The following is a 15010-nucleotide window of genomic DNA, read 5'->3' on the forward strand; positions in this document are numbered from 1 at the left end:
ATTTAAATATACACATGTATAGTAATTCAATTTTGCTTTTGGTGTAAGAAGATTTAAAATTGTTTTGCAAATTTATCTAGGTTTATATTATGTCATCTTTGGCTTCTCCCTCTACGCAAGAGCAGCAATTTTTAGCAGCCTTTCAGCAAGCCATTGAAACACAGCGTTTTGATCGCATGATCTTGAGTCAGTATAAAGGTGAATTAGACCAATTAGAAAAAATGACCTTACGAGTCATTTCGCTGCAAGGTGAGTCATTTCTCAGCTGTTTATATCGTTACAAAACCCAAGATATTACCAAAAATTATCCAATCGCATCTGCATATCAACAAGTCGAAAGTTTATTGAGTTGTTGTAAGCAAGCCAACCTGATGACCTTGGATGAAGAAATTCAGCTTAAGAAAAATAAAAAGAAAGCCATGCTAAGCATCAGCAAAAAGCAGCCAGCCTTAGGGAAAAATCCTACGGAGCAGCAAGGACATGATCGAGCGAAACACCGCTATGTCGATCAAGACAGCTACTTCCTACAGCCACTCGGTATTACGGATGCAAAAGCACAAATTATTCCGAGCATGGCACGTAAATGGAAACAAATTAATAAATTTGTAGAAATTTTTTCAGGCGCTTTAAGCCAGATCAAAGAAACCGATCAATCTCTACATGTCGTGGATTTTGGTTCAGGTAAAGGCTATCTGACTTTTGCATTATATGATTATTTAGCAAAACACCAGCAAGTGCCTAAAGTGACAGGGGTTGAGCTAAATCCGAAAATGGTGGAATTTTGCCAAAGCGTTGCGCAGCAGTCGAATTTCAGCCAACTGGATTTTTTCCAAGGCGATGTTCGTACATATGCGCCTGAGCGCTTAGATGTCATGATTGCACTGCACGCTTGTGATGTAGCAACGGACTTTGCGATTCATACCGGCATTCGATTAAATGCGCAAATGATCATGTGTGCGCCGTGTTGTCATAAAGAATTGCGTCCGCAATTGAAAGCGCCGCAAGTACTTGCACCGATGTTGCAATTTGGCATTCATGCGGGCCAGCAAGCAGAGATGCTTACTGACACGATTCGTGCACTTTTATTGAAAGCATATGGTTATGAAACCAAAGTCTTTGAATTTGTGGCACTTGAGCATACCAGTAAAAAATAAAATGATCTTGGCAACCAAACGTGCAGACTATGTCGAGCCTGATCAAGCGGTATTGGCGCAGATCCAAGCTTTAAAAGACATGTATGGCATTCAAAAGCATTCCTTGGAATTATTGTTAAATGATCAATGGGACCAGCAAGATATTGGCTGTAAATGCTAAAGGATGAAGGGATGCAGCAGTTAAATATTCAATTCGGTCCGTGGGAGCAACTGGCATCTGCAGCTCGATCGATACGTGAACAGGTCTTTATTTTAGAACAGCAGATATCGCCCGAAGATGAATGGGATGCAGAAGATGAGATTTCACTGCATTTTATTGTTCATGATGGGATGAAAGCTATTGCAACTGCACGTTTGTTGAAAAATAACAGTATAGGTCGTGTTGCTGTTTTAAAGGCTCATCGCGGTCAGGGGATTGGTAAAATCTTGATGCAAGCCATCATTCAACAAGCGACATTAGAGCAACGTGAATATTTAAAACTATCTTCACAAGTGCATGCTATCCCTTTTTATGCAGCGTTGGGTTTTGTTGTTGAAGGTGATGAATATTTAGATTGTGGTATTCCGCATCAAGATATGTATATGGCTTTGGCTTAAATACTTAAAATTGGACAGCTATAAATAAAAAACGCTTAATATTTTAAGCGTTTTTTTATTGCATAGATTGGGTCAAAGCTTAGTGGCCATGATCATTCGATGCAGTAGGTTCAGGGCTCATGTCATCCATATGTGCATGTTGTTCTTCAGTCATATGCATATCTGCTGCAGTCGGCGCAGAAGCTTCACGAGCTGCTTGATCAGCTTGCGCCTTTTTCAACGCTTCTTCTGACATCACAGGGGCATTTTTAAATGCATGCTGTTGAGTATTGTCTTTTTTCTGTTGGCTCGGCATATAGTCTGGTTCATTGGTCACAGCAAGCCAGAAAATACCCATGAATAGCGCACCTAAAATACAGAAGATAATCAGTGCTTTCCAGCCCCACGGTGATTTTTCAGGAGAAGTATGATCAGTCATAACAAGCTACTCAATCGGATAAAAAGAAATCAAAAAACTTGTTACTTTATAACATAAAACAGATGAGAGTTCGCGTAAAATCTAGACTTGTTTGCAAACACGCGAATGCGAAGGAAAATTAAAAGGAGCCGAAGCTCCTTTTGATGTGATTGAACAGCAAAATTTGCATGCTCAAAATGAATAATTAAATCTTCTCAGCTTTCGCCACTTTGTCTTTCAGCAATTGCGGTGCTTTGAAGCGTTCGCCATATTTTGCTTCTAGTGTATTGGCACGCAATAGCGCTTTTTCCAAACCATATTGATTTAAAAATTGAAGTGCACCACCTGTCCAAGGGGCAAAACCAATCCCGAAGATTGAACCGACATTGCCATCGACAGTCGATTCCAAAACACCTTCTTCTAGGCAGCGTAGCGTATCGAGCGACTGTACAAATAGGAAGCGGTCAATCATTTCCTGTTCAGAAATAGCATTATCTTTCTGCCATTTACTCAAGCCTTCCCAGAGGTGCTTTTTACCGCCTTCAGGATATTCATAAAAACCTGCGGCGGCAGCTTTACCTTTACGGCCAAACTCATGAATCATCGTTTGAATCACGTCATCCACTCCTGAGCGAGGCAGGTCTTTGCCTTCAGCTTGCAAGGCTTTACGTGTCTCGGCCGCGACATGTTCAGAGAGTGTTAAAGACACTTCATCTTGAATCGCCAATGGGCCTACAGGCATGCCAGCTTTTAGTGCAGCCATTTCAATGCGGGCAGGGTGTACGCCTTCAGACAGTAGACGTAAACCTTCTTGCACAAAGGTGCCAAAGACACGGCTGGTAAAGAAGCCGCGACTGTCATTCACCACAATTGGTGTTTTGCCAATTTGCTGTACATAGTCATAGGCTTTGGCTAAGGTTTCAGCTGACGTGTTTTTACCTTTAATAATTTCGACCAATTGCATTTTGTCGACAGGACTAAAGAAATGCAGACCGATAAATTTAGCTTGATCTTGAGATGCATTGGCTAAACCTGAAATAGGCAAAGTAGAGGTATTGGATGCAAAAATGCCGCTATCTGCCAGATAGGTTTCTGTTTCTTGCGTCACTTTGGCTTTCAGTTCGACATTTTCAAACACAGCTTCAATGATCAAGTCACAGCCTTGTAGGTCGGCAGCATCTGCAGTGGCATGAATCAGTCCTAAAACTTGATCACGTTTTTCTGCACTTAAACGACCTTGAGATACTTTTTTATCTAGCAGTTTTTGGCTATAGGCTTTACCTTTTTCAGCTGCTTCAACAGAAACATCTTTGAGTACAACTGCAATGCCTTTTGATGCCGTGGCATAAGCGATGCCTGCACCCATCATGCCTGCACCTAAAATACCAACTTTGGTGGCTTGCCATTTCGCGACGTCTTTTGGACGGCTTGCACCAGACTTAATAGCGTTGAGACCATGCCAGAAGGTGCCGATCATATTTTTAGAAATTTGACCGGTTGCAAGGTAAGTAAAGTAACGTGATTCAATCGTGAGCGCCGTATCAACATCGACCTGAGCGCCTTCAACAGCAGCCGACATAATGGCTTCAGGCGCAGGGTAACAGCCCTTGGTTTTGTCACGCAGCATAGCGGGGGCAATGGCGAGCATTTGCGCCACAGCAGGAGTCGATGGCGTACCGCCCGGAATTTTATAGCCTTTTACATCAAAGGGCTGCTGTGATTTTGGATTGGCTTTGACCCACGCAATGGCTTTGTCCATCAATTCTTCAAGGCTATCTGCAGTGTCTTGAATCAGCCCTAATGATTTGGCTTTTTCGACACCAATTTGTTTGCCTTCCATTAAGAGTGGAAATGCATTTTGCAGACCCAATAAACGTACCATACGGACGATACCGCCACCGCCCGGCAGTAAGCCTAAGGTCACTTCAGGCAAGCCAAATTTAGCCTTAGCATCATTAAGCGCAATACGATAATGACAGCCGAGTGCTAACTCCCAGCCACCGCCAAGCGCTGTGCCATTTAAAGCTGCCACAACTGGAATGCCACGGGTTTCGATATAACGCAGTTTAGCTTTCATCTCTTCAATCATATTGAAGAATTCTGTCGCATGCTCAGGTGTAGCTTGAATCAGTTCGTCTAAGTCGCCGCCGGCAAAGAAGGTTTTTTTTGCGGAACGAAAAATAATCCCTGCAATATTTTCATCTGCTTGCAGTTTGTCTACCGTTTCAGCCAGTGCCGTGCGGAAGTCTGCATTCATGGTGTTGGCAGATTGGTTTGGAGAATCTAAAGTTAAAATGACGATATTGTCGGCATTTTTTTCAAATTGAATTGCGCTCATTTTTATTCTCCTTATACCAACTCAATAATCGTTGCGATGCCCATACCGCCACCCACGCAAAGTGTTGCTAAGCCGCGTTTTTTACCTTGGCGTTCTAGTTCATCCATCAGGGCGCCTAAAATCATGGCGCCTGTTGCACCCAGCGGATGTCCTAATGCAATTGCACCGCCATTCACATTGACTTTGGCAGGGTCAACCTTGAGTTCGGTAATAAAACGCATCACGACTGCTGCAAAAGCTTCGTTCACTTCAAATAGGTCAATATCATCAATGGTTAAGCCAGCTTTGGCTAAGGCTTTACGTGCAGCAGGTGCAGGGCCAGTCAGCATAATGGTTGGGTCTGCACCCACCAATGCAGTGGCAAGCACTTTGGCACGCGGTTTTAGGCCTTGTTCCTTGATCGCTTTTTCAGAGGCAAGCAATACTACGGCAGCACCATCAACGATGCCCGATGAGTTCCCTGCATGGTGTACATGGTTGACTGCGCCGACTTCAGGATATTTTTGTAAGGCGATGGCATCAAAGCCCATTTGACCCATCATGGCAAAACTTGGGTTGAGTTTGCCTAAGCCTTCTGCTGTGGTCGTTGGTTTAATAAATTCATCTTTGGCTAAAACAGTGACGCCTGCTTTGTCTTTAACTGGAACGACAGATTGGTCAAAGTAACCATTGGCTTGCGCTGCGGCGGCTTTTTGCTGAGAGTTGGCTGCAAAGGCATCCACATCTGCTCGGCTATAACCGTCAATGGTAGCAATTAAATCTGCCCCAATGCCTTGTGGTATAAAATCACAAGCCATATTGGTTTCAGGATCGAGCGCCCAAGGGCCGCCGTCACTGCCCATCGGCACACGAGACATCGACTCTACACCGCCTGCAACCACCAGATCTTCCCAGCCAGAACGCACCTTTTGTGCAGCCATATTTACGGCTTCCAAACCTGAGGCGCAAAAACGGTTGATTTGTACGCCTGCCACATCATTGTCCCATCCGGCCGCAATCGCTGCGGTTTTGGCAATGTCCGCACCTTGGTCACCAATGGGGGTCACGCAGCCCAGTACAATGTCGTCTACTGCAGCGGTGTCAAATTGATGTCGGTTTTGTAATTCGTTCAATAAACCGGTCAGTAGGCTAATCGGTTTAACGGCATGTAGTGAACCGTCTTTTTTTCCTTTGCCGCGCGGTGTGCGAATGGCATCAATGATGTAAGCCTCGCTCATAATCCTGTCCTTATGATCTATAAATTTTTATTGGTTTTTTGAGTGTACGGATTAATCAAGCCAGTGCAATGATGAGAACGGGTGAGTCGTTTGATATTTTTGGTCAACGCTTGCTGCTGAATAAGATAAAAATCAACCTGCATATTGATACCGAGGATCGGTTAAGATCAGTTGCTATCGATTCAGTACATATTGAAGATCTGCATGCATAAAAATGTGAAGCGAGTATTGAAAGGTCTGGCTTGGCTTGTTTTTGCAGGCTGCTTAGGTTTTGTATGCTTGATCGGTTTTTATATTTATATGATCTATGGCATTCATCCCGCAGATGAGGGGACGGGCGGTTTAGCCTGTGAGTATGATCGAAATGATCATGTGACCAAGGCAGAAATGTATCGGATACAGGATGGCAAACGCGTGATCACGCCCGTCGATCCATTGCTTTGTCAAAAACAACGTGCAGATTTTCCGAAATAAAAAAACCTGATCGAGATCAGGTTTTAGAGAATGCTATTTTTGAATATTGCTTAATGATAACCATGTAATTGGCGATATAGGCCTGGTGTTACACCGGTCCACTTTTTAAATGCACGGTGGAAAGTACTGGTTTCACTAAAGCCGACTTGCTGTGCAACATCTTCAAGCGTTAAGTCTGGATTAAGCAATAAGTGAATTGCAGCATCTCGACGTAAAGCATCTTTTACACCTTGGTAGCTCTTACCTTCAGCGGCTAAACGACGACGAAGTGTTTGTGGCGATAGATACAGCATTGACGCAACATCGTTCAAGGTTGGCATTTCTTCGCCAATTTGACTCTTCAGCACATCACGGATACGAGATGTTAATGAATTGGTATTTTTAAATTTAACCAATAACTGTGCAGGAGCCGCTTTTAAGAATTCTTCAAGCGTTTCTTCGTTTTGACGAATGGGTAAATCTAAATAATCCGCTGCAAATGTAATTTCAGTTCGTGGTGTATCAAACTGCATGACAGGTGCAAAAAACAAGGCATCATATTCGTCAGCATGTTCAGGACGTTCATAACCGAAGTGAACACGCTCTAAAGGCAGACGACGTTCAATCAACCAAGAAGCGAGACCATGCCAAATCATCAGCATACTTTCTGTAATGAAATGGTCTGGGTCCATAGATTTTGGAATTTGAGGAACTAAACGTGCTTCGTGCTTATCACGTTCTAGTGTCACCGACCATTCATCACCAAACAGTTTGTAGAACTGCGAAGACAATTCGAGTGCATCACCGAGGGTTTTTGCATGAATAATCAATTGGCACATAATGGCAAAAGTACCCAAGCGGCGCGGTTGAATATCAAAACCGACATGTTCGTCTTGGGTCACCATCCACAACATTTTAATAAAACGTGTGTATTGTTCAGGTGAAATACGGGCTTTGGGTTGGCGTAGAAGTTCAGCCTCAATGCCAACATGAGACAATAAAGTTTCGACATCCATGCCGAGACGTCTCACACCAGTTAAGGCTGCGTTGACGAAATGGATACTGATCGTATCACGACTCATGTTTAATCCTTCAGTCTCTTTAATGTTCACAAATGTTTGACCTAAATGACGCTAAAAAAAGAAATCATGGCAATTTACAACAGCGGTTTTGCCATTTTTACATGGTAAATTGCCGAAACTATCAAGGTAAATGGCTGAACATGACATTGTTTTAATCATTTTATATTTCTACCATGGATAAAAAATCTACACAATTAGAGAAAAATATCCATGGAAGCTGCTTTAAAAGGATTGAAAGTACTCGACTTTTCGATATTACTCCCAGGGCCATTTGCGACCTTGTATTTGGCTGACATGGGTGCGGAAGTTGTGCATATTGAGTCACCGACGCGTCCCGATCTAGTTCGTTTGATGCCACCTTATGCCAATGGGCAAGCCACAGCGCATAGTTATTTAAATCGCAATAAACAATCCATCGCATTAGATTTAAAAGATCCGAAAAGTATTGAATTGATCAAAGCCAAAATTTCAGATTTTGATGTCGTCGTAGAACAATTTCGTCCAGGTGTCATGCAACGCCTGGGTTTGGATTATGCAGATTTGGCCGAAATTAATCCGCGACTTATTTACTGCTCGATTACGGGTTATGGTCAAACTGGGCACTACAAAGACCGCGCAGGGCATGACATCAATTACTTGGCTTTATCAGGCATTTCAGGTCATAGCGGACGCCAAGATAGTGGCCCGCCACCGATGGGGATTCAAATCGCCGATGTCGCAGGCGGATCAATGCATGCAATTACTGGCATCTTAGCTGCGGTGATTGAGCGTTACCGTAGCGGTTTAGGGCAATATATTGATATTTCCATGACCGATTGTGCCGTCGCATTGAACAATATGGCTGCAGCTGGCGTATTGGCTGCCAATGCGGTAACCGCGGCAGAAACTGCACATCTGAATGGCGGAAGTTTCTATGACTATTATCGAACTCAAGATGGTCGTTATCTGTCTATAGGTGGTCTAGAGCCGCAGTTTTTACATGGATTGGCGCAAATTCTAGATTTACCCGCTTTAGCGACGCAAGGCATGTCATTTGATCCGCAAGACCAGACTGAAATTAAGCATGCAATTGCCCGAAAAATACTAACCAAAACATGGGCTGAGTGGAAAAAGATTTTTGCCTCTCAAGATGTCTGTGTGGAACCAGTTTTAAGTTTGGACGAAGCTCTAAATTCACAATTGGCCCAAGAGCGGCATTGGTGTGTTGAAGTTCCGCTACAAGAAGGCGACACAATGACACAAACTCAACTGGCATGTCCGATTAAATTTTCTAGATCAGCATTGATTTATACCCATGTGGGTAAAACTTTAGGTGCGGATAATTGGTTATGAATGGTATAAAAAAAGGTGATAAGTTAAACAATAAAACCTTTAAAATCTCTTAATTAGATAAACATCTATGTAAATATTGAGAGTTGTTAACAAAAAAATAAATAAATTATACAAATGTGAGAGTATTATATGAACTATTAACACAATTGGTATATAGGTCTCCAAATGAAAATAGCTGTGAGTAAACTTGGATCTTTATATCTTAGCCTCGGAATAATGCTTGCGGGTTCAGCAACCCAAGCGGCAACTGCTGCAGATGCTTTCAGTTCTGAAAGCCCATGGATGTTCGGTGATTGGAACGGTCAACGAACAGCGCTTCAACAGAAAGGTTACGATTTTAGTTTTAGTTATGGTGGCGAATTAGCTACTTTGTTAGATGCAAAGCATGCTTCAAGTCATGGCACTGAATATGCGGACCAATTCGCGATTGGGGCACATCTCGATTTAGAAAAAATTGCGGGTTGGAAAGATACCGAAGCGCAAATCAATATCACTGAACGTAATGGTCGTTCATTGTCTCAAACTTCAGATGCATTAAATGGTCATTTAAGTGCAACACAAGAAGTGTGGGGTCGTGGTCAAACTTGGCGTTTGACTGATTTTTGGATCAAGAAAAAATTCTTAGACCAAAAATTAGATATTAAAGTCGGTCGTTTCGGTGAAGGTGAAGATTTCAACAGCTTTGACTGTGACTTTCAAAACTTAGCACTTTGTGGCTCACAAGTGGGTAACTGGGTCGGTGACCAATGGTACAACTGGCCAGTCAGCCAATGGGCTGCTCGCGTGAAATATAACATTCAGCCTGAACTCTACGCACAAGTCGGGGTTTATGAATACAACCCTGAAAATCTAAAACGTGGTAAAGGTTGGAACTTGAGTACCGATGGTTCTAAGGGTGCGATTATTCCTGCTGAAGTAGTGTGGACTCCAAAAGTGGGGACACAAAAGCTACCGGGTGAATACCGTGCAGGTTACTACTACAGTAGCGCTGATGCCGATGTCATTGATAGCCCAATAAATGAAAAAGATCACCATCAAGGTGGTTGGATTGTGGCGAAACAACAACTGACAGTACACAAAGACGATGCCTCACGTGGTTTGAGTGGTTTTGTAAATGTCACAGTGCATGACTCAGACACCAATAATGTGAGTGATATGCAAAACATTGGCTTGGTCTACAAAGGTGCATTCGATGCACGTCCTCAGGATGAAATTGCGATTGGTTTGGGTCGTATCAGTATCAATGATGATGTGAATGATGCCAATATTGCCAATAACAGCGTTGATGCACGCGGTCTACAAAGTGAAGAGTATGACGCAGAAATTTACTACGGTATTCATGCAGCAAACTGGCTGACTATTCGTCCAAATATTCAATATATCCGTCACGTCGGTGCTTACAAAAATGGTGAGAATGCGTGGGTCGGCGGTATCAAATTTCAAACAGCATTTTAATTGATGTCAAATTAGAGTTCTTATAAAAGCAATTCGGTAATTCTGAGAAAAATTACGATATTTTCCCTTGAATTGTTTTTGTAACAACTTCTCTTTGCGACATAAAAACGGTGGTGTGTTGAATGTGTTTCACGCACCAAATACAACATTCGACAATAGAGGTGGTCAACATGAGCAACCCATCTACTGGAACTGGGATGCGAACTTTTACCGTCGTTGTGATGGCAATTTTCGCCTTAGTTCTATTGATTGGTGGTATCTGGCTGGCAGTCCTTGGCGGTTCTTGGTACTACATAATCGCCGGCCTGTTAATGCTGGCTTCAGCAATATACTTAAGAAAAATTCAAAACAGTTCTTTATACATTTATGCAGCGTTGATGCTGGGTACAGTGATTTGGGGACTTTGGGAAGCAGGTTCTGACTTTTGGGCACTTGCACCGCGTTTTGATATTTTAGGCTTATTGGGCCTTTGGTTACTGATTCCTGCCGTGACACGCGGCATGGAAAATGGCAAAACGGCGAAAATTGCATTATCAGGCACACTGGTGATTGCGATTATCGTAATGATCTATTCAATTTTTAATGATCCGCAAGAAATTAACGGTGAAATTAAAAATGCACAACCTCAAACTGCCAAAGCGATTGAGGGTATTGCTCCTGAAGATTGGCCTGCCTATGGTCGTACACAAGGTGGTGTACGTTATTCTCCACTTACCCAAATCAATAGCGACAACGTTAAAGATTTAGAAGTAGCATGGACTTTCCGTACAGGTGAGTTACCAACAGAAAATGACTCAGGTGAAACCACAAACCAAGTCACTCCGATTAAAGTCGGCAATGACATGTTTATGTGTACAACTCACCAACGTTTAATTGCACTTGATCCTGCGACAGGTAAACAAAAATGGGCATTCGATCCTAAACTTAAAGCGGACAATACCTATCAACATTTAACATGTCGTGGTGTGTCTTATTTTGACGCTGCAAATACCACTCAGTTTGCAAAAAGCTTAGAGAACAAACGCTCGACTTCAACTGAATGTCCGCGCAAAGTGATCTTGCCTGTAAATGATGGTCGTTTGGTTGCAGTCAATGCTGACACAGGTAAAGCATGTAGTGATTTTGGTCATAACGGCGAAGTCGATCTACAAAAAGATATGCCTTATCCGTATCCGGGCGGTTATATCCCAACTTCACCTCCAGTGGTTACTGGCACAACCATTGTGATTGGCGGTTCAACAACTGATAACTTCTCGACTAAAGAGCCATCTGGTGTCATCCGTGGTTATGATGTTAATACTGGTGAATTATTATGGATCTTTGATACGGGTGCACAAGACCCGAATGCTATGCCTGGCGAAGGAAAAACCTTCTCTGTTGCTTCTCCAAACGCATGGGCACCTTTAGCATATGATGAAAAATTAGATATCGTCTATGTTCCAACAGGTGTGGGTACTCCGGATATCTTCGGTGGTCACCGTACGCCTTTAGATGAACGTTATGCAAACTCAATGCTTGCGATTAATGCATCGACTGGTAAATTGATTTGGAACTTCCAAACCACACATCATGATTTGTGGGATATGGATGTACCATCACAACCTTCATTGGCAGATATCAAAGATAAATCAGGTAATACTGTTCCTGCGATCTATGTCTTAACCAAAACAGGTAATGCATTCGTCCTTGACCGTCGTACTGGTAAAGCGATTGTGCCAATCACCGAAAAAGCGGTTCCACAAACTGTAAAACGTGGTCCACAAACTAAAGGTGAGCATTATTCTGCAACTCAACCGTTCTCTGATTTTGATTTAGCACCAAAAGATAAATTGACTGATAAACAAATGTGGGGTGCCACTATGTTTGACCAGTTGATGTGTCGTGTGTATTTCAAATCATTAAACTACGACGGTATTTATACACCACCTTCTGAAAATGGCACATTGGTATTCCCAGGTAACCTTGGGGTATTCGAATGGGGTGGTATGTCGGTGAACCAAGACCGTCAAGTTGCTGTGATGAACCCAATTGGCTTGCCATTTGTCACTAAGTTGATTCCTACAGATCCAAACCGTGAGCAAACTGCGAAAGGTGCGGGTACTGAACAAGGCGTGCAACCGATGTATGGCGTGCCTTATGGTGTGGAAATCAAAGCTTTCTTGTCACCACTTGGCTTACCTTGTAAACAACCTTCATGGGGCTTTACTGCAGGTGTAGATTTAAATACACATGAAGTAGTCTGGAAAAAACGTATAGGTACAATTCGTGACAGTTTACCGAAATTGTTCCAATTACCTGCTGTGAAAATTGGTGTACCGGGTCTTGGTGGATCAATCTCGACTGCTGGTAATGTCATGTTTGTAGGCGCAACACAAGATAACTATATCCGTGCAATCAATGTAACGAATGGTGATACTTTGTGGGAAGGTCGTCTACCCGCAGGTGGTCAAGCGACTCCAATGACTTATGAAGCAAATGGTAAACAATATGTTGTGATCATGGCTGGTGGTCATGGTTCATTTGGTACAAAACTTGGTGATTACCTTGTTGCGTATGCTTTGCCAGATAAAAAATAAGTGATTTTACATCGCTAAGTAAAAAGCCCGATTTATCGGGCTTTTTATTGGCTGGAATTCTTTATGTAAATTTATGCTAAGTAATGGAAAAATAATTCAATATATTAATAAATAAAAGATAAATGATCGAATTCCGCTATATCAGTGAAATTGCGACAGTCTTATCAATAAAATCGCTATTAAATATGTAAAAAACGCATTTTCTTGATAGATAAAATCTCGTTATGCTGTGCATTGTTATAATAGAAATTACTAGCTGTACGCCATGTATTTATATACTGATTTTGACCAGCAACTGGTTAATGAACGTGTTGCACAGTTCCGTGATCAAACGGAACGTTATTTAGCAGGTAAATTGACGGAAGATGAATACCGTCCACTGCGTCTTCAAAACGGCCTTTATGTACAACGTTATGCACCGATGCTACGTATTGCAGTACCTTATGGCCTGATGAATTCTAAACAATTACGTAAAATTGCGTCATTGGCTCAGGACTATGACCGTGGTTATGCGCACGTATCTACTCGTCAAAACATTCAGTTTAACTGGCCTGCACTAGAAAATGTGCCTGATATGTTACAAGAGCTCGCATCTGTTCAAATGCATGCGATTCAAACTTCGGGTAACTGTATTCGTAACACAACTACTGACCAATATGCAGGTGTGGTTGCGGGTGAAATTGCTGACCCACGCCCAACGTGTGAATTGATTCGTCAATGGTCAACTTTCCACCCAGAATTCGCTTTCTTGCCACGTAAGTTCAAGATTGCAGTTTCAGCACTGGAAGAAACTGATCGTGCGGCAACGTCTTTCCATGATATCGGTGTGTATATCGTGAAAAATGAAGCAGGCGAGATTGGCTATAAAATCAAAGTTGGTGGTGGTTTAGGCCGTACACCAGTGATTGGTAGCTTTATTCGTGACTTCTTGCCACGTGAAGATTTGATTGCTTATTTAGAAGCGGTACTTCGTGTATACAACTTACACGGTCGTCGTGATAACAAATATAAAGCGCGTATCAAAATTTTGGTGAAAGCATTAACACCAGAAGTATTTGCAGAGAAAGTGGAAGCTGAATTTGCACATACCATCAAAACGTTAAAAATTGATGCTGATACCTTGGCGAAAATGGATGAGAACTTCACACCATTTGATTACCAAGATTATGCAGATGAAGACTTCGCAGAGCAATTTGCCGCAGAGCCGAAATTTAAACAATGGTTCAACATCAACACCAATGCACATAAAGTCAAAGGTTATCGCATCGTTACGATTTCTTTGAAACGTGCGGGTATTGCACCGGGCGATATGACCGTTGAAGAAATGAACCTAATTGCTGACTTGGCTGATAAATATACCTTTGGTGAGTTCCGTACCACACATGAGCAAAATATTGCGCTTGTAGATGTACCGCAAAAAGATTTGTTTGATCTATGGAAGATCCTTGATCAACACAATCTTGCACGTGCGCATATCGGTTTCTTAACCGACATCATTTGCTGCCCTGGTGGTGATTTCTGTTCATTGGCGAACGCGAAATCGATTCCAATTTCTGAAGCCATTACACGTCGTTTTGATGACTTAGACACCATTTACAATTTAGGTAAATTGGATCTAAACATCTCTGGCTGTATGAATGCGTGTGGTCACCATCATGTTGGTAACATCGGTATTTTAGGTGTAGACAAAAAGGGTGCTGAGTTCTATCAAATCACTTTAGGTGGTAATGCCGATCATGATGCATCGATTGGTGACATCTTAGGCCCATCATTTGCAGCTGAAGTTGTACCTGACATCATCGAAGAGATCTTAAATACTTATCTAGACCTTCGTGCTGAAGGCGAAGAGTTTATTGATACTTACCGCCGTGTTGGCATCCAACCATTTAAGGAGCGTGCATATGCTTAATACAGCACTACAAGTCCTCTCTAAAGATGGCTCGATTGCAGACAATACTTACCAAGTCATTGGTGAAGATGGTGTGTTGCCACAAGGTGACGTGGTTTTAACAGTTGAGCAGTTAGATCAACTTGCGAATGTGTCTGGTAAAAAAGCACTTTTCGTAACGGTGGATGCTTCACCTGAAACCAATGAATTCCCGCTTGATCAGTTAGATGCAATCTTTATCGAGTTTGCTGGTTTTAACGATGGTCGTGGCTATTCATTTGCTGCGTTGTTACGTCGCCAAGGTTTTCAAGGCGAGCTACGTGCAACAGGTGATGTATTCAAAGATGTGTTGAACTACATGAAGCGTTCAGGTTTCGATACTTTTGTAGTGAAAGAAGGTAAAGATATTGCTGAAGCTGCTGCTGGCTTAGGTGATTTTACCAATCCATATCAAGCTTCAACTGCAGTGCCGCAAGCGCATTATCAAACTGGTGCTTAAGTACCTCGATCAATAAAAAAGC

11 protein-coding genes and 1 pseudogene are annotated in these 15010 nt (G+C 42.4%); 8 read left to right on the plus strand and 4 right to left on the minus strand.

Going from position 1 to position 15010, the window contains the following annotated elements:
* Positions 1–89 precede the first annotated feature (89 nt).
* Positions 90–1314, plus strand: a pseudogene (locus FTU36_RS08325) (SAM-dependent methyltransferase).
* Between the two features lie 11 nt (positions 1315–1325).
* Positions 1326–1751: a GNAT family N-acetyltransferase gene (locus FTU36_RS08330; RefSeq protein WP_252725871.1), complete on the plus strand. Its 426-nt coding sequence runs from the start codon at positions 1326–1328 to the stop codon at positions 1749–1751.
* 79 nt (positions 1752–1830) lie between these two features.
* Here FTU36_RS08330 and FTU36_RS08335 read toward each other — a convergent pair whose 3' ends face one another.
* The 3 genes from FTU36_RS08335 to FTU36_RS08345 form a co-directional block, all read right to left on the minus strand.
* A complete protein-coding gene (locus tag FTU36_RS08335; protein ID WP_078190097.1) occupies positions 1831–2169 on the minus strand; it encodes a hypothetical protein in 339 nt (112 codons plus the stop codon).
* Between the two features lie 184 nt (positions 2170–2353).
* Positions 2354–4486 (minus strand): 3-hydroxyacyl-CoA dehydrogenase NAD-binding domain-containing protein, encoded by a 2133-nt coding sequence (locus FTU36_RS08340; protein WP_180117428.1) that lies wholly within the window; start codon positions 4484–4486, stop codon positions 2354–2356.
* Positions 4487–4497: 11 nt separating this feature from the next.
* Positions 4498–5703: an acetyl-CoA C-acetyltransferase gene (locus tag FTU36_RS08345; protein WP_180117431.1), complete on the minus strand. Its 1206-nt coding sequence runs from the start codon at positions 5701–5703 to the stop codon at positions 4498–4500.
* Positions 5704–5907: 204 nt separating this feature from the next.
* Here FTU36_RS08345 and FTU36_RS08350 point away from each other — a divergent pair, with 204 nt between their 5' ends.
* Positions 5908–6177, plus strand: coding sequence for a hypothetical protein (locus FTU36_RS08350; RefSeq protein WP_180005121.1), 270 nt, complete (start codon positions 5908–5910; stop codon positions 6175–6177).
* 50 nt (positions 6178–6227) lie between these two features.
* Here the strand turns inward: FTU36_RS08350 and FTU36_RS08355 are convergent, their stop codons facing one another.
* Positions 6228–7238 carry an AraC family transcriptional regulator gene (locus FTU36_RS08355; RefSeq protein WP_180005120.1) on the minus strand — a complete coding sequence of 337 codons (1011 nt, stop codon included), beginning with the start codon at positions 7236–7238 and terminating at the stop codon, positions 6228–6230.
* Positions 7239–7448: 210 nt separating this feature from the next.
* Here FTU36_RS08355 and FTU36_RS08360 point away from each other — a divergent pair, with 210 nt between their 5' ends.
* The 5 genes from FTU36_RS08360 to FTU36_RS08380 all read left to right on the plus strand — a co-directional run bounded on the left by FTU36_RS08360 (position 7449) and on the right by FTU36_RS08380 (position 14988).
* Complete coding sequence (locus tag FTU36_RS08360; RefSeq protein WP_180005119.1) at positions 7449–8570, plus strand: CaiB/BaiF CoA-transferase family protein; 1122 nt, start codon at positions 7449–7451, stop codon at positions 8568–8570.
* 216 nt (positions 8571–8786) lie between these two features.
* The gene (locus FTU36_RS08365; protein WP_257223104.1) at positions 8787–10025 is read left to right on the plus strand and encodes a carbohydrate porin; all 1239 of its coding nucleotides are present in this window, start codon (positions 8787–8789) and stop codon (positions 10023–10025) included.
* 170 nt (positions 10026–10195) lie between these two features.
* Positions 10196–12601, plus strand: coding sequence for a glucose/quinate/shikimate family membrane-bound PQQ-dependent dehydrogenase (locus tag FTU36_RS08370; RefSeq protein WP_180005117.1), 2406 nt, complete (start codon positions 10196–10198; stop codon positions 12599–12601).
* Positions 12602–12866: 265 nt separating this feature from the next.
* Positions 12867–14510, plus strand: coding sequence for a nitrite/sulfite reductase (locus FTU36_RS08375; protein ID WP_078194255.1), 1644 nt, complete (start codon positions 12867–12869; stop codon positions 14508–14510).
* A complete protein-coding gene (locus tag FTU36_RS08380) occupies positions 14503–14988 on the plus strand; it encodes a DUF934 domain-containing protein (protein WP_168379542.1) in 486 nt (161 codons plus the stop codon). The genes FTU36_RS08375 and FTU36_RS08380 overlap by 8 nt, the downstream gene beginning before the upstream one ends.
* Positions 14989–15010: the final 22 nt, after the last annotated feature.

This window comes from Acinetobacter sp. YH12096 (genome assembly GCF_013419215.1).
GTDB lineage: Bacteria > Pseudomonadota > Gammaproteobacteria > Pseudomonadales > Moraxellaceae > Acinetobacter > Acinetobacter amyesii.